The sequence below is a fragment of the Oscillibacter sp. GMB15532 genome (assembly GCF_041020825.1).
Classification (GTDB): domain Bacteria; phylum Bacillota; class Clostridia; order Oscillospirales; family Oscillospiraceae; genus Oscillibacter.
In genome coordinates this window covers 278,786-294,148 of sequence record NZ_JBEVTO010000002.1, presented here as the reverse complement: position 1 = coordinate 294,148, position 15,363 = coordinate 278,786, and the positions used below count along the sequence as shown (strand labels likewise).

Annotated in this window: 11 protein-coding genes; all 11 read left to right on the top strand. The window is 58.9% G+C overall.

Annotated features, from left to right (window positions below; all coding sequences use genetic code 11):
- Positions 1-60 precede the first annotated feature (60 nt).
- Positions 61-957, top strand: a complete 897-nt coding sequence (locus tag ABVS15_RS03905) for a hypothetical protein (protein WP_369282443.1) — start codon at positions 61-63, stop codon at positions 955-957.
- A gap of 53 nt (positions 958-1,010) precedes the next feature.
- Positions 1,011-1,766 carry a tRNA pseudouridine(38-40) synthase TruA gene (truA, locus tag ABVS15_RS03900; RefSeq protein WP_369282442.1) on the top strand — a complete coding sequence of 252 codons (756 nt, stop codon included), beginning with the start codon at positions 1,011-1,013 and terminating at the stop codon, positions 1,764-1,766.
- Positions 1,759-2,937, top strand: coding sequence for a DUF5711 family protein (locus ABVS15_RS03895; protein ID WP_369282441.1), 1,179 nt, complete (start codon positions 1,759-1,761; stop codon positions 2,935-2,937). Before truA ends, ABVS15_RS03895 begins: the two co-directional genes overlap by 8 nt.
- Positions 2,938-3,004: 67 nt before the next feature.
- Entirely contained in the window at positions 3,005-3,772 is a 768-nt protein-coding gene (locus ABVS15_RS03890; protein WP_369282440.1) for a CvpA family protein, read from the top strand.
- A gap of 75 nt (positions 3,773-3,847) precedes the next feature.
- Entirely contained in the window at positions 3,848-6,166 is a 2,319-nt protein-coding gene (locus tag ABVS15_RS03885) for an ATP-dependent Clp protease ATP-binding subunit (protein WP_369282439.1), read from the top strand.
- Positions 6,167-6,190: 24 nt separating this feature from the next.
- Positions 6,191-6,400 carry a hypothetical protein gene (locus tag ABVS15_RS03880; protein WP_312611841.1) on the top strand — a complete coding sequence of 70 codons (210 nt, stop codon included), beginning with the start codon at positions 6,191-6,193 and terminating at the stop codon, positions 6,398-6,400.
- A 35-nt stretch (positions 6,401-6,435) separates the two neighbouring features.
- Complete coding sequence (locus tag ABVS15_RS03875; protein ID WP_369282438.1) at positions 6,436-7,257, top strand: 4Fe-4S binding protein; 822 nt, start codon at positions 6,436-6,438, stop codon at positions 7,255-7,257.
- Between the two features lie 300 nt (positions 7,258-7,557).
- Entirely contained in the window at positions 7,558-8,628 is a 1,071-nt protein-coding gene (locus ABVS15_RS03870) for a hypothetical protein (RefSeq protein ID WP_369282437.1), read from the top strand.
- Positions 8,629-8,701: 73 nt separating this feature from the next.
- A complete protein-coding gene (gene tsaA, locus ABVS15_RS03865) occupies positions 8,702-9,391 on the top strand; it encodes a tRNA (N6-threonylcarbamoyladenosine(37)-N6)-methyltransferase TrmO (RefSeq protein WP_369282436.1) in 690 nt (229 codons plus the stop codon).
- A gap of 369 nt (positions 9,392-9,760) precedes the next feature.
- The gene (thrS, locus tag ABVS15_RS03860) at positions 9,761-11,524 is read left to right on the top strand and encodes a threonine--tRNA ligase (RefSeq protein ID WP_369282435.1); all 1,764 of its coding nucleotides are present in this window, start codon (positions 9,761-9,763) and stop codon (positions 11,522-11,524) included.
- A 285-nt stretch (positions 11,525-11,809) separates the two neighbouring features.
- Positions 11,810-15,223, top strand: a complete 3,414-nt coding sequence (locus ABVS15_RS03855; protein WP_369282434.1) for a pyruvate carboxylase — start codon at positions 11,810-11,812, stop codon at positions 15,221-15,223.
- Positions 15,224-15,363 lie beyond the last annotated feature (140 nt).

Sequence of the window (15,363 nt, the reverse complement as noted above, 5' to 3'; positions counted from 1 at the left end):
ATCCGGTGCCTTGTGGAACAAACCCAGGGAGAGCCGAAATGAAGAAAGGAGAGGCCGCCCATGAGAGAAAAAAAGCTGACCCTCTGGATGCTGGGGCTGGCGCTTGCGCTGTGCGCCGCGCTGGCGGGCCTCGTCCTTTTGCAGGGCATCCGCTTGCGGGCTTTGCGTGATAGCGCCCCAGCGGCGATTTCCGCCCCACAGGAGGAAGTGCCCTCAGCCACCGCGCAGGAGAATTCCGCCCACCTGACGCAAGCGTTTGAACTGACACCTGCCGGGACGGACGAGACGAAGGGGACGGCCACGGCAGAGGTGTCTTTGCGGTTGTGGGAGGACCAAATGGACGCGGCGGTGAAGTTGCTGATTGAAGCGGGAGAGGAAACGGTTTCCGTCCCGCTGGAGAAAAGCGCTGACGGGGCCTATACCGCGCCTGTGACGCTGGGACTTCCCAGCAGGCAGAGCGGAGAGAATGCGCCCATATCCCTGACGGTAGAGATGGAGGCCGACGGCGTCTTTTCCCGGGAGCGGCTGGGGGAGTATCCCAATACGCTGTTTATGACCACGACGCTGCGCGCGGATTTAAAAGAGGGCGGCATGACCTATGTGCGCAAATCTCTTCCCACGCCGGGGGTGGGCCTGATACGGATCAACCCGGAGTGCCGCCTTTCTGTGCTGGATGGGGCTGAAAGCGTGGCTGTAAGGGAGCCGACCTTTCGGCTGTATTGTAACGGTAAGTTGGAAAAGACACTGCCCGCCGTGGAGGATGAGACGGGGTGGAATCTGTATGGCCCGCAAGCGTGGGACAACGCGCTGGTGTGCCGCAACGGGGACCGGATACTCCTGACCTTTTCCTGCACAGGGGAAGATGGGCGCTTCTACGAATTCCAACTGGAAACCGCCCGCATTGCCCACGAGCAGGGAGAAGTGACCTCCCGGCTCATGCCCCCGGCCGTTTCGTGAGCGGGAAGGGATATGCGGAGCGCAGGCCGCTTAAAAGCTGAGGAGGAGAGGTTATGCGAAATATTGCGCTGAAGCTGATGTATAACGGGGCCGCCTACCACGGGTGGCAGGTGCAGAAAAATGCCGTCTCCGTCTGCGGGACGCTGGAAAAGGCGCTGGCGGAGGTTTGCGGCGGTCCGGTGCACCTCACCGGCTGCGGACGCACCGACGCGGGGGTTCACGCCGAGCGGTATGTGGCCAATTTCCGCACGGAAAGCCGCATTCCAACGGACCGGCTCCCCTTTGCCGTGAACACCCACACGCCGCAGGACATCGCCGTGCGGGAGGCGATGGAAGTGGATATGGACTTTAACGCCATCGGTTCCTGCATCAAAAAGGAATATACTTACCGTATTTACAATTCTACCTTTAAGAACCCGTTTTATGTAAATCGGGCATATTTTTATCCCAAACGGCTGGACGAGGAATTTTTAGGCCGCGCTGCCGGCATGTTCGTGGGGACACACGATTTTGCGGCGGTGCGCAGTGTGGGGACGGAGACAAAGTCCACCGTCCGCACGATTTACTACTGCGACGTATCCCGCAGCGGGGACCTTTTGGAATTAAAGGTCTGCGCCGACGGGTTTTTGTATAATATGGTGCGTGCCATTACGGGGACGGTGCTTTATGCGGCGGAGGGAAAATTTGCCCCGGAGGATATCCCGGCCATTCTTAAAAGCCGGGACCGCAGCGCGGCGGGGCCTACCGTCCCGCCGGGCGGACTGTACCTGACAAAACTTTGGTATGGGGATGAGCGGCTCAATGGCTGATAAACGGAACGACATCTGGAATGATGACGACGAGGAGGACCGCCCGCCCAGGCACCGCCTGCGGGGCGTTCTGGCGTTTTTTTTGCTGCTTGTGGCGGTGCTGGGCGTGGTGCTGGCCGCGGCATGGAGAGACGGCACGGGGCTGGACGTTCTGCGGCGCTATGTTGCCTATGGCAAAAGCGAAGGGGACGGTTCCACGGGCTATACCTATGACGCGTCCCACAAAAACCGCTATGCAAAGCTGGGGAATACCCTCGCGGTTCTGTCCGACACGGCCCTTTCCCTGGTGGACGGGAATGGAAAGACCATCTGGTCCGCGTCGGTGAAAATGGAAGCCCCAGCGCTGAGCGCGGCGGGGGACCGGGCCGTGGCCTATGACGTGGGGGGCACGGAGCTGTACGTATTGGATAAGACCGGGCTGGTTTATCAGCTTACCGCGGGCGAGACGGAGCCGTACATTGCCGCCGCGCTGAATCAGAGCGGAGAGCTGGCAGTGACCGCCAAAAAGCAAAGCTTCAAGGCTTCCGTCGTCGTCTATGACACGGCGGGAAACGAGCTGTTTGAATTCAGGTCGTCGGAGCGCTTCATCTCCGGGGCTTATGCCACCGACGACGGAAAGTATCTGGCGGCTGTGACGCTGGGCCAGTCCGGCGGAGCCTTCGCCTCGGGCGTTGTGCTCTATGACCTGACGGCACAGGACCCTGTTGGGTCCTGGACCGTGGGAGAGGGTATGTGCTATGACATGGGGACGGTGAGCCGAAGTCTGGCGCTGGTGTGCGACGACGGAGTGTATTTCAGCGCCGACGCGCAGGCGCTTTCCGCCTCCTATTCTTATGGAGGTGCTTATCTGAGGGAGTATGACCTCCATGGGGAGGGCTATGCGGTGCTGCTTCTGAACCGCTACCAATCCGGCAGCGTGGGCCGCCTTGTAACGGTGGGGTCAGACGGACAGGAGCTTGCATCGCTGAACGTCAGCGACGAAATTTTGAGTGTTTCTGCCGCCGGGCGGTACATCGCGGTGCTGTACGCCGACAAGCTGGTGATTTACACGCCGCAGCTTGAGCAATATGCATCTCTTAACGGTACGGATTACGCCCGGGAGGCGCTGATGGGCGACGACGGCTCGGCGCTGTTGCTGGCGGCGGAGCGTGCGGTGCGCTTTTTGCCATGAACGTGCAGTTTTGGTCGATATTTCAGCACGGTTCACAAATTATTTACGAGTGGAGAGGTAGGCAAAGTTGAAAACTGCTGTTATAATAGACTGTATTCTCGCGGCTTTGCTGCTGGGCTTTTTGATTTACGGCGCGTGGCGAGGCCTGTTTCGCTCTGTGGTGGGGCTGGTAATCGTGATTCTCGCTTTGACGGGAGCCACCTTTGCGGCCCGGGAGCTGACGCCCATGGCTGTGGATCTGCTTCGGCCTGTGATTGAGTCCACCATTTCAAAAAGGGTGGACGACGCCATGAGCGGCGGCGTATCCTCTCAGGCGGAAGAAGTGACCCCGGTGCAGCCAGAGCTTCCCACACAGAGCACCGGCAGCGGGTCGTCTGCCGCCGGAAGCGGCGGGGAGGACAGCTCCCTGCTTCGCATACAGGCGGGGGAGCTGCTGCGACTGATGGGCTGGGACGACACGCTGACAAAGTCCCTGTCGGATAAGGCGGCGGAAAAGGTTCGGGAAACCGGCGTCTCGCTGGCCATGGCAGTGGCGGACAGTGTGACGGAATCCTTCGTATACATGCTCATCTTCGCCCTGTCCTTCGTGGCGCTGCTGTTGCTGCTCCATTTGGTGGCAAAGGCGCTGGATGTGGCGACGAAGCTGCCGGGCATCCATTTTATCAACGGGCTGGGCGGCGCGCTCATCGGTCTTCTTCAGGGGGCGCTGCTGATTTTCCTGATTGTCTGGCTGCTGCGCAGCACCCGCATTTCCTTTGACGCGGAGACGGTGAACCAAACCTATCTATTGCGCTTTTTTGTTTCCAACGGTCCGCTGGACCTGCTTTTCTATTAAAGTTTCCCGGTTTCCCCCACCCCGGCGCGGCCGGCACGGCGTTCCGGACGCCCACTGTAATTCTGGAGGTATACAATGCAACCGAAACTTTGCTCAAGATGCAAAAAAAATGTGGCCGTGGTGTTCATCTCTCGCCTGGACGGGGACAACACGGTGAACGAGGGCCTGTGCCTGCGCTGCGCCAAGGACTTGGGGCTGCCGCAGGTGGATGATATGATGAAGCGGATGGGGATTTCCGACGACGATCTGGAAACCCTGAACAACGAGATGCTTCAGGCCTTTGACGGCGTGGAGAACGTGGAGGACCTGCCCAAGGGCGAAACGGCCGAACCCGAGGAGGAAGAGGGGAAAACCGCAACCTTCCCGTTTTTGAACCGGCTGTTTAACAACGGCGAGTCCTCCCGAAACGACGAGCAGCCCTCCGGCGGCTCCGCCCGGGCGGACCGGGACCGGGAGCACAAGGGCGATAAAAAGCGCAAATTTCTGGAGAGCTACTGCCTGAACCTGACGGAGCGTGCCAAGTCCGGCAAGCTGGATCCTGTCATCGGGCGGGAGCAGGAGATCGAGCGGGTGATCCAGATTCTCAATCGCCGACAGAAAAACAACCCCTGCCTGATCGGCGAACCGGGCGTTGGCAAAACCGCCATTGCCGAGGGGCTTTCCCAGCGCATCGCGGATGGGAAGGTGCCCTTCAAGCTGCGGGAGAAGGAGGTTTATCTTCTGGATTTGACCGCGCTGGTGGCGGGGACCCAGTTCCGGGGCCAGTTCGAGTCCCGGATGAAGGGCCTCATTGACGAGGTGAAGCGGCTGGGCAACATTATCCTCATGATTGACGAGGTCCACACCATCGTGGGTGCGGGGGATGCAGAAGGCAGCATGAACGCCGCCAATATTCTGAAGCCCGCCCTGTCCCGGGGCGAGATCCAGGTCATCGGTGCCACCACCTTCACCGAATATCGCAAGTCCATTGAAAAAGACACCGCGCTGGAACGGCGCTTTCAGCCTGTAACGGTGAGCGAGCCGTCTTTGGAGGATTCCATTCAGATTTTGAAGGGACTGGCCCCCAAGTACGAGACGTTCCACGGCGTGAAGCTCTCCGACGGGATTCTGCGTCAGGCGGTGCTGCTCTCCGAGCGGTACATTACCGACCGCTTTTTGCCGGACAAGGCCATCGACCTCATCGACGAGGCCTGCTCCGACCTGAATCTGAAAGACCCGGACATCTCCCGCCGCATGGAAATTCAGCGGGAGCTGGACGATTATGAAAAGGAAACTGCCATGCTGGAAGAGCTGGCCGCCGAGGAGGGGGCCGAGCCGGACTACGCCCGGATGGCCCTTTTGAAAAGCAAGCAGGCCAAGCTTGGAACGGAGCTGCAAGTTCTTTTGGACAAGGGGGACCCGCAGCTGGCCATGGAAAATCTGGCCCACGTCATTGAGCTGTGGACGAAAATTCCCGCCTCCCGCATTCGGGAGCAGGAGTTCCAGCGCCTGAGCCAGCTTTCCAGCCGCCTGAAAACCCACATCGTGGGGCAGGACGAGGCTGTAGAGGCAGTCACTGCCGCCGTGCGGCGGAACCGCGTGGGCATCAGCCCCAAGCGCAAGCCCGTCAGCTTCATTTTCGTCGGCCCCACCGGCGTGGGTAAAACGGAGCTGGTGAAGCAGTTGGCTACGGATTTGTTCAACACACCGGATTCTCTGATTCGGCTGGACATGTCCGAGTTTATGGAAAAGCATTCCGTCTCCCGCATTGTGGGGTCTCCACCCGGCTATGTGGGCTATGACGAGGCGGGCCAGCTGACGGAGAAAATTCGCCGGAAGCCCTATGCCGTGGTTCTCTTCGACGAAATTGAAAAGGCCCATCCCGATGTGCTGAACATCCTGCTGCAAATTTTGGACGACGGAGAAATCACCGACGCCCACGGGCGGAAGGTCAACTTTGAAAATACCGTTATCGTCATGACCTCCAACGCGGGCAGCGCCACCAAGGAGGGAACGGTGGGCTTTGACCGCACCGCCGGGCAGCAGGACAGGGCCAAGGCCATGAAGGGACTGGAGCAGTTCCTCCGCCCCGAGTTTATCAACCGGGTGGACGAGGTAATCTGCTTCAACCGCCTCAGCGAGGAGAATTTCCAGTCCATCGCCCGCATCATGCTGGAGGAGCTGACCGCTTCCTTGAAGGAGAAGGGCGTGACGCTGACGTATGGCGACGAGCTGCTGGCATATCTCACCCGCAAATCCTATTCCATCACCTATGGCGCGCGGAATCTGCGCCGCACCATCCAGAAAGAGCTGGAGGACCCCATGGCGGCGAGGATGATCGACAGCTACGAGCATCCCGTGTCTCAGATTCGTGCTACGGTGGAGGACGAAGGGATTAAAATTGAGGCTCTTTGAGGGCTGTAAAGTGAGGTGACTTTCGTGCTGTTTCGCAAAGATATCGATCCCCGGTGTGCTTATTGCCTGCGGGGCGCGCAGATCAATGAGCGGGATGTGGCCTGCGTAAAGCGGGGAATCGTCCCCGTGGAGGGCAGCTGCCGCAGCTTTCGGTACGACCCGCTGAAAAGGGTTCCGCCCCGGCCTGCCGCTTTGGAGACGGCGCGGCTGAGGGAAGAGGACTTTTCGCTTTGAGGGCGGTTTGAAAACAGAACAAGGGGGAAACGGATATGGCGATCCAGAGAGTACGGGTGGTTTATTTCAGTGCCACAGGCTCCACCGAAAAGGTGGCGATGGCTGTGGCCAAAGGGGCGGCGTATAAGCTGGGAAAACCGGTGACGGTGACGAATATTTCCCTGCCTATGACGCGTGGAAAGGAAGTTTCCTTTACGCCGGGAGACTTGGTAATTGTGGCCACGCCCACCTATGCGGGACGCGTTCCCAACAAGATCCTGCCCTATTTCCAGAACAAGCTGACGGGCAACGGTGCGCTGGCCGTGCCGGTGGTGCTATTTGGCAACCGGAGCTTTGACAACGCGCTGGCCGAGCTGTGCGCGGAATTGGAGGCCCACGGTTTCCACACCGTGTCCGCCGCCGCTTTTGTGGGGCAGCATGCCTTTGCGACCGGGCTGGCCCACGGTCGGCCCAATGCGCAGGATTTGGATCAGGCAGAGGACTTCGGCAAAAAAGTTGCAGAAAAGCTTTTGTTATTGACGGAGACGCCCGCCCCGGTACAGGTGCCCGGTGACCCCGCCGCGCCCTATTACACGCCGCTGGGAACCGACGGTCAGCCGACTAAGTTCCTGAAAGCAAAGCCTGTGACGGATATGAAGAAGTGCTCTCAGTGCGGCGTGTGCGCCGCTGTCTGCCCCATGGGAGCCATTGACCCGAAAAACGTGGCCAACGTTCCGGGGACATGCATCAAGTGTCAGGCCTGTGTGTCAAAGTGTCCGCTGGACGCGAAATATTTCGAAGATCCGGCATTTTTGTCTCACAAGGCCATGCTGGAGGAGAACTATACCCGCCCGGCGGAAAGCGCACTGTTTTTATAAGAAAAGCTCTCCGGACGCGCGGCGATTCTATCGCCGCGCGTCCGTTTTTATGGAAGCTGGCCGTTTCAACGGGGAAGAAAAGCCCAGACCGGCAAACGGACGTAGCTTTCTTTATCTTTTGGGCAGAAGGGGTTACCGGACAGCGGCATGGCTTTTCTAATTTTGCCGCGTGGGCGAAGCCGGGATTTTTTTATCTTTTTTTAAATGAATTTGCCTCTGGCCAGGAAGAGAATTGATTTTGTGTCGGGTCAGGCTGTTTCCGCATAATCTGTGGATGAGAACAGATTTGGAGGAGACAATATGGCTACTGTAACCAATTTTTTTCTCGGCGCCAATGGCGGAGCCGGATTTCAAAACCTGTTTGACCGCTTGGTCGGAGAAGATACATATGACCTGATGATTTTAAAAGGGGGACCCGGCGTTGGAAAATCCACATTTTTAAGAACTCTGGGAAAGGCCATGGAGGAAGCCGGGGAGCGGGTGGAATATCTGCTGTGCAGCGGCGACCCGGACTCGATGGACGGAATTTACCTGCCCGACATGGGCTGTGCGGCAGTGGACGGCACGCCGCCCCACGCCATGGAGCCGCGTTATGCGGCGGCGGTAGAACGGATTGTGGATTTGGGCCGGTTTTACGACCTGACGGCCGCAAAGGCCGCCCGGGATGAAATCGTGGCGCTGAACCGGAAAAACAAGGCCTCCGTTGCCGGAGCTTACCGCTGTTTGAAGGCAGCGCGGGAGGTGGAGCTGGAAACGGTGACGGACGCCGGACGATGTTTTGACCTTCGGAGGGCAAACCGGCGGTTGGACGGGATTATTGCCCGGGAGCTGCGGAAAAAGGGAGACCAATCCGGCAAGACGGATTGGCGCTTTTTGGGCGGAATTACGTCCCGGGGAATCGTGTGGCGGTTTGACAGCGTGGAGACGCTGTGTCCTAAAATCTATGAGCTGGCAGACCGCTGGGAGCTGGCGGGACCGCTTTTGGAGCGGCTGCATAAGACCGCAACAGACCGGGGTTGGGACACAATTGCCTGTCCGTCCCCCGAGGAGCCGGAACGGCTGGAGCATTTGCTGATTCCCGGTCTGGGGCTTGGCTTTGTCACCTCCCGGCCCGGAATGGAGTACGAGGGAAACCCCTTCCGCCGTATTCGTCTGGATGCGCTGACCCGGACGGAGGAGCGGGGAAGAGAGCGTCTGCTGCGGCGGATGTCCGCCTCCCTGCGGGAAGAGGCTGTCTCCGCTCTGCGGGACGCCAAGGTCACGCACGATGCACTGGAGGCGATTTACAACCCCTATGTGGACTTCGACGGCGTCCGGGCGCTTGCTGCCATTGAGACGGGGCGGCTTTTAAGCTGGCGGAGCCGCCGGTAGGCGTTGCAAAAGCGGCGCGAGTCCGCTATACTTAATACAACAGGATATTTACGAAGGAAAGGGAAGTGGTTTGATGGCAGACGGCTTTTCCGTGAAATTTATCGCCCGGATCCACAGCGATTTTCAAACAAAATTTGGTGTTCCCCGCCAAAGCGGGCTGGTGGAGGAGTTGGAGAGCCGCGTGGTATTTCTCCCGGAGTACCGCAATCCGGACGCGCTGCGGGGGCTGGAGGGCTTTTCCCACCTGTGGCTGATCTGGCAGTTTTCAGAGGCTGTGCGGGAGGGCTGGTCGCCCACGGTGCGCCCGCCGCGACTGGGGGGAAATGCCCGGATGGGCGTGTTTGCCACCCGGTCGCCCTTTCGCCCCAACCCCATCGGTCTTTCGTGCGTGAAGCTGCTGGGCATTGAGGAGAGCGGAGCTGACGGTTTCGTTCTCCGGGTGGCGGGAGCCGATTTGATGGATGGTACGCCGATTTTGGACATCAAGCCCTATCTCCCCTATGTGGACGCCCACCCGGAGGCCACAGGCGGCTTTGCCCCCTCCGCCCCGGAACGGCGGCTGACGGTGGAGTGCCCGCCGGAGGCGCTGAAACTTCTTCCCGAGGAGAGCCGGGCCGCGCTGCTGGGCGTTTTGGCGGAGGATCCCCGGCCCGCCTATCAGGACGATCCGGGGCGGGTGTACGGCTTTGGCTTTGCCGGGGCGGAGGTGAAATTCTCCGTGGACGGAAACCGGCTGACGGTGCTGTCCGTCATAAAAAATTAACACACGGCGGCTTGACAGACGCAATTTCAGGTGATATATTAGCAATAATCATACCAAAAGGCTTGGAAAAGGACATCGTTCGGGAAAGACACCAGAGAGGGGCCGTGCTTGCTGTAAGCGGCCCTTGCCGGAACCGAAGCGACACCGCCTTGGAGCCGCCCGCCGAAAGGGGAAACCCTAGTAGAACGGGACGGGACCTCCCGTTACAGAGGACACGAGCGGCGTTCTTTTAAACGCAAGCAGGGTGGAACCGTGGAATACGAATTCGTATCTCACCCCTGATTTTTCAGGGGTGAGATTTTTTGTCGTCAAAAATCTCCGGCGGTGCGTCTGCGTGCCGCCCCGGCCCCAATTTGAGGAGGAATTGAAATGTCTGAAGCAAACGAGAAGCAGTTTACCTTTGAAGACCCGGCCTACCGAAAAACCTATTGGCACACCTGCTCCCACGTAATGGCGCAGGCGGTGAAGCGCCTGTATCCCGAGGTGAAGTTGGCCATCGGCCCCTCCATCGACGAGGGCTTTTACTACGATTTGGATTCTCCCGTCCCCTTCACCCCCGAAATGATGGAGCAGATTGAGGCTGAAATGCGGAAAATCTGCAAGGAAAAGCTGAAGCTGGAGCGCTCTGAGATGCCCCGGGCTGACGCCATCAAGTTCATGGAGGAAAAGGGCGAGCCTTATAAGGTGGAGTTGATCAACGACCTGCCGGAGGATGCGGTGATTTCCTTCTACAAGCAGGGCGAGTTCATCGATCTGTGCGCCGGCCCCCATCTGGACTCTACGGGCCGCATCAAGGGCAACGCCATCAAGCTTACCGCCTGCAACGCCGCCTATTGGCGGGGTGACTCCAACCGCCAGACCCTCCAGCGGATTTACGGCATCGCTTTCCCAAAAAAGGAAGAGCTGGACGCGTATCTGGAGCGCATTGAGGAGGCCAAGCGCCGGGATCACCGCAAGCTTGGCAAGGAGCTGGGCCTGTTCGCCTTCCGGGACGAGGCTCCCGGGTTCCCCTTCTACCTGCCCAAGGGCATGGTGCTGAAGAATACCCTCGCCAGCTACTGGCGCGAGGTGCATAAGAAGTGGGACTACGTGGAAATTTCCACGCCCCAGATCATGAAGCGGTCCCTGTGGGAGACTTCCGGCCACTGGGATCACTATAAAGACAACATGTACACCACCGTCATCGACGAAGAGGACTTTGCCATCAAGCCCATGAACTGCCCCGGAAGCATTCTGGTGTACGACATGGAGCCCCACTCCTATAGGGAGCTGCCCCTGCGGTTCGCGGAGATGGGCGTGGTCCATCGCCATGAGCTGTCCGGTGCGCTCCACGGTATGTTCCGCGTCCGCTGCTTCACGCAGGACGACGCACACATCATGCTGGCGAAGAATCAGATCAAGGACGAAGTAGTGCGGATTGCGCAGCTGTTCGACGAGGTGTACAGCCTGTTCCAGCTGCCTTATAAAATCGAACTGAGCACCATGCCTGAGGATCACATCGGAACGAATGAGGATTGGGACGTGGCGACGGCGGCTTTGGCGGACGCCATTACCAGCATCGGCAAGACCTATGTTGTGAATGAGGGTGACGGCGCATTCTATGGACCGAAGCTGGACTTCCACATTCAGGACTCTCTGGGCCGGACTTGGCAGTGCGGCACCATTCAATTAGACTATCAGCTCCCGGGCCGGTTCAACCTGGAATACGTGGGCGAGGATGGGCAGAAGCACTGCCCCGTTATGATTCACCGGGTGGTGCTGGGTTCCGTGGAGCGGTTCATCGGCATCATCACCGAGCACTTTGCCGGTGCGTTCCCCACCTGGCTCAGCCCCGTGCAGGTGAAGATTCTCACCATCACCCAGCGCGCGGACGAATACGCAAAGCAGGTGGCCGCCTCGCTGGAGGCACAGGGCTTCCGGGTGGAGGTAGATCTGCGGAACGAAAAGATCGGCAAGAAAATCCGCGAGGCCCAATTGGAGAAGGACCCCTTTATGCTGGTGGTGGGCGACAAGGAGGCCGAAAGCGGTCAGGTGGCGGTCCGTCACCGGTCCGACGGCGACCTTGGCGTGATGTCGCTGGAGGCGTTTACCGCACAGCTAAAGGAATTGGTGGACAGCAGAGCTGCCAAGTAAGGAAATTGAGAAGAACGCCGCGTCCGAAAACCGGACGCGGCGTTCTGGAAAATCAGGGAGAGTGGAGCGCTTTGTAGAAACTGCCGGAAACGGAAGAAAAATTTACGCAAAAGCTGTGGCGTTTTCCGAAATGAAAGAAACCACCGGATTTTCGTTGCGGCAGGGCTTTGCGGGGTAGTATACTGAATCAAATAAAAACTTGCGGATGCGCAGCGGTTTGCGGCGTTTCCGAAAAGGGAAAGAGCCGTCCCGCACCTGAGGTGTGCGGGGAAAGGAAGGAGAACCATGGGCAGAGAATTTAAAAAGGTGCTGGTGGCCAACCGCGGTGAAATTGCCATGCGCGTGTTCCGCGCATGCCACGATCTGGGCTTGCAGACCATTGCCATTTATTCCAACGAGGATATGTATGGCCTGTTCCGCACAGCGGCGGACGAATCCTATCTCATCGGGGAGAACGAAAGCCCTCTGGGGGCGTATCTGGACATTCCCCGCATCATTGAGCTTGCAAAAAAGCACGGGGCGGACGCCATCCATCCCGGCTATGGCTTTTTGAGCGAGAACGGCGATTTTGCCCGGGCCTGCGAGGAAGCGGGCATCAAGTTTATCGGACCCAATTCCAAGCTGCTGGACATGATGGGCGACAAGCTGTCCGCCAAGGCGCTGGCTATCGAGTGCGGCGTGCCCACCACACCTGGAACCAAGGACCCGATTGCTGACCGGCAGGCCGCACAGAAGCTTGCCATGGAGTTTGGCTTCCCGGTGATTCTCAAGGCCGCCGCCGGCGGCGGTGGGCGTGGTATGCGCCGGTGCGACACCGTGGAGGAAGTGGGCGTTAACTACGACCTCGTGAAGTCTGAGGCGAAAAAGGCCTTTGGCAACGACGACATTTTCATGGAAAAGTTTCTGGTTCAGCCCAAGCACATTGAGATTCAGGTGCTGGGTGACGAGCACGGAAACGTGGTTCATCTCTACGAGCGGGACTGCTCGCTCCAGCGGCGGTATCAAAAGGTGGTGGAGTTCACCCCCGCGTTCTCCGTATCAGAGGAGGTGCGCCGGGCGCTGTATGACGACGCCGTGAAAATCGCCAAGCAGGTGGGCTATACCAACGCTGGAACGCTGGAATTCCTGGTGGACAAAGAGGGCCATCACTACTTTATTGAGATGAACCCCCGTATTCAGGTGGAGCACACCGTCACCGAAATGGTCACCGGCGTGGACCTTGTGCGCTCTCAGATTCTGATTGCGCAGGGCTGCCCCCTCAGCGACCCCCGCATCGGAATCAAAAAGCAGTCCGACGTGCACAGGAACGGATACGCCATTCAGTGCCGCGTCACCACCGAGGACCCGGCCAACGGCTTTGCCCCCGATACCGGAAAAATCACGGCCTACCGCTCCGGCGGTGGCTTTGGCGTGCGGCTGGACGGAAACGCCTATGCCGGCGCGGTGATCTCTCCTTACTATGATTCCCTGCTGGTGAAGGTCACCACATGGGACTCCACCTTTGAGGGCGTGTGCCGCAAGGCCATCCGCGCCGTGCGGGAGGTGCATGTCCGGGGCGTGAAAACAAACCTCGCCTTTATTCTGAACATCCTCCACGACGAGGTATTCCGGGCAGGCGGCTGCCACACCAAGTATATCGACGAAACCCCCAGCCTGTTCGAGCTGGACGAGGGGCAGGATCGGGCCACCAAGATGCTGAAATACATTGCCAACATCGTGGTGAAGGAGCAGGGCCCCCAGAAGCTCTATGAAGATCCCCGGTATCCGCCCGTCACCGGGGAGCGGCCCGACGGCTTAAAGCAAATGCTGGACGCCAAAGGCCCCGAAGCTGTTGCCAAGTGGGTGTTGGAGCAGAAAAAGCTTCTGGTCTGCGACACCACCACCCGGGATGCGCACCAGTCACTGCTTGCCACCCGCGTACGGACGCGGGACATCGTGAAGAGCATGGAGGCTACCTCTGAAATCGAGGCAGACGCGTTTTCTCTGGAGTGCTGGGGCGGCGCCACCTTTGACGTGGCCTACCGGTTCCTCCATGAATCCCCTTGGGAGCGGCTGAACATGATCCGGGAAAAGGCGCCCAACCTGCTGCTGCAAATGCTGCTGCGGGGCGCCAACGCCGTGGGCTATACCAACTATCCCGACAACGTCATCCGGGAGTTTGTGCGGCAGGCCGCCATCAACGGCGTGGACGTGTTCCGGGTATTCGATTCCCTGAACTGGACTCCCGGTATGGAAGTGGCCATGGATGAGGTGCTGAAACAGGGGAAGCTCTGTCAGGCTGCCGTGTGCTACACCGGGGACATTCTGGACCCGGCCCGGGACAAGTATACCTTAAAGTATTATATTCATTTGGCAAAGGAGCTTGAAAAGCGGGGCGCGCACATGCTGGCCATTAAAGACATGGCGGGCCTGCTGAAGCCCTACGCCGCCAAAAAGCTGGTTTCCGAGCTGAAGCAGGAGATCGGCATTCCTATTCAGCTTCACACCCACAACACCTCCGGCAATCAGGTGGCAGCGGTGCTGATGGCGGCAGAGGCCGGGGTGGACGTGGCGGACCTTGCCATCTCCTCCATGAGCTCGCTGACCAGCCAGCCCTCCCTGAACGCGGTGGTTGCCGCGCTCCAGGGCACCGAGCGGGACACTGGCATGGATTTGGAGCGGCTCCAGTACTTGACGGACTATTGGGAGGACGTGCGCACCCGGTACGATTCCTTCGAGGCCGATATCAGATGCCCCGCCACGGATATTTACCGCTATGAAATTCCCGGCGGACAGTATACCAACCTCAAGCCGCAGGTGGAATCTCTGGGACTGGGGGACCGGTTCCGGGACGTGAAGGAGAACTACCGGAAGGTCAACGACATTCTGGGAGACATCGTGAAGGTGACTCCCTCCAGCAAGATGGTGGGCGATCTGGCTATCTTTATGACCCAGAACGGCCTGACGGCGGAAAATATCGTCGAAAAGGGCGCGAACCTGGCTTTCCCCGACAGTGCGGTGAGCTATTTCTCCGGCATGATGGGCCAGCCCGCGTGGGGCTTCCCCAAAGATTTGCAAAAGGTGGTCCTGAAAGGGAAGAAGGCAATCACCTGCCGCCCCGGCGAGCTTTTGAAGCCGGTGGATTTTGAAGCGGTGCGGAAGGAAATGCTAGAATTTGACCCCGAGCCCGCTGACCGGTCCGTGATTTCCTACTGCCTGTATCCCAAGGTTTATCGGGACTATAAGCGGGACCAGAAGGAATACGGCTACGTTACCCGTCTGGGCAGCCATGTGTTTTTCCACGGTCTGGCCGTGGGGGAGACGCATAAGGTGAACATTGCCGACGGCAAGACCCTGATGATTAAGTATCTGGGCCTTGGCGAGGTGGACGCCGAGGGGATGCGCACCGTCAGCTTTGAGCTGAACGGCATCCGCCGGGATGTGCAGGTTCCTGATGCGGAGGCGCAGAAAAACATCGTCAAGGTTCCCATGGCTGACCCGGAGGACAAGAGCCAGGTGGGCGCGTCGATTCCCGGCGCGGTGAGCAAGGTGCAGGTGAAGGTAGGGGACACTGTGGAGGTGAACCAGACACTTATCACCATCGAGGCGATGAAGATGGAAACCGCCATCACTGCCCGCATGGCGGGCACGGTGGAAGCCGTTCAGGTGGCCGAGGGAGAGACTGTGAAAGGCGGACAGCTGCTTTTGACCATCCGATAACGGGAAAAACTGTCAAAATGCACAAATGAGATTCCTGCCGTTTTGAAGAAATTGGACGGGTCGCGAAAAAAATTTTTCGCGACCCGTCCTGCATTTATTTTCATCATTTTTACACATATTCTTTAATTTTTATGAATTTT

Bases quoted from the DNA above. Each gene is read 5' to 3' on its own strand.
- ABVS15_RS03905 (WP_369282443.1), top strand. From the start codon at position 61: ATGAGAGAAAAAAAGCTGACCCTCTGGATGCTGGGGCTGGCGCTTGCG.
- truA (WP_369282442.1), top strand. From the start codon at position 1,011: ATGCGAAATATTGCGCTGAAGCTGATGTATAACGGGGCCGCCTACCAC.
- ABVS15_RS03895 (WP_369282441.1), top strand. From the start codon at position 1,759: ATGGCTGATAAACGGAACGACATCTGGAATGATGACGACGAGGAGGAC.
- ABVS15_RS03885 (WP_369282439.1), top strand. From the start codon at position 3,848: ATGCAACCGAAACTTTGCTCAAGATGCAAAAAAAATGTGGCCGTGGTG.
- ABVS15_RS03875 (WP_369282438.1), top strand. From the start codon at position 6,436: ATGGCGATCCAGAGAGTACGGGTGGTTTATTTCAGTGCCACAGGCTCC.
- ABVS15_RS03870 (WP_369282437.1), top strand. From the start codon at position 7,558: ATGGCTACTGTAACCAATTTTTTTCTCGGCGCCAATGGCGGAGCCGGA.
- tsaA (WP_369282436.1), top strand. From the start codon at position 8,702: ATGGCAGACGGCTTTTCCGTGAAATTTATCGCCCGGATCCACAGCGAT.
- thrS (WP_369282435.1), top strand. From the start codon at position 9,761: ATGTCTGAAGCAAACGAGAAGCAGTTTACCTTTGAAGACCCGGCCTAC.
- ABVS15_RS03855 (WP_369282434.1), top strand. From the start codon at position 11,810: ATGGGCAGAGAATTTAAAAAGGTGCTGGTGGCCAACCGCGGTGAAATT.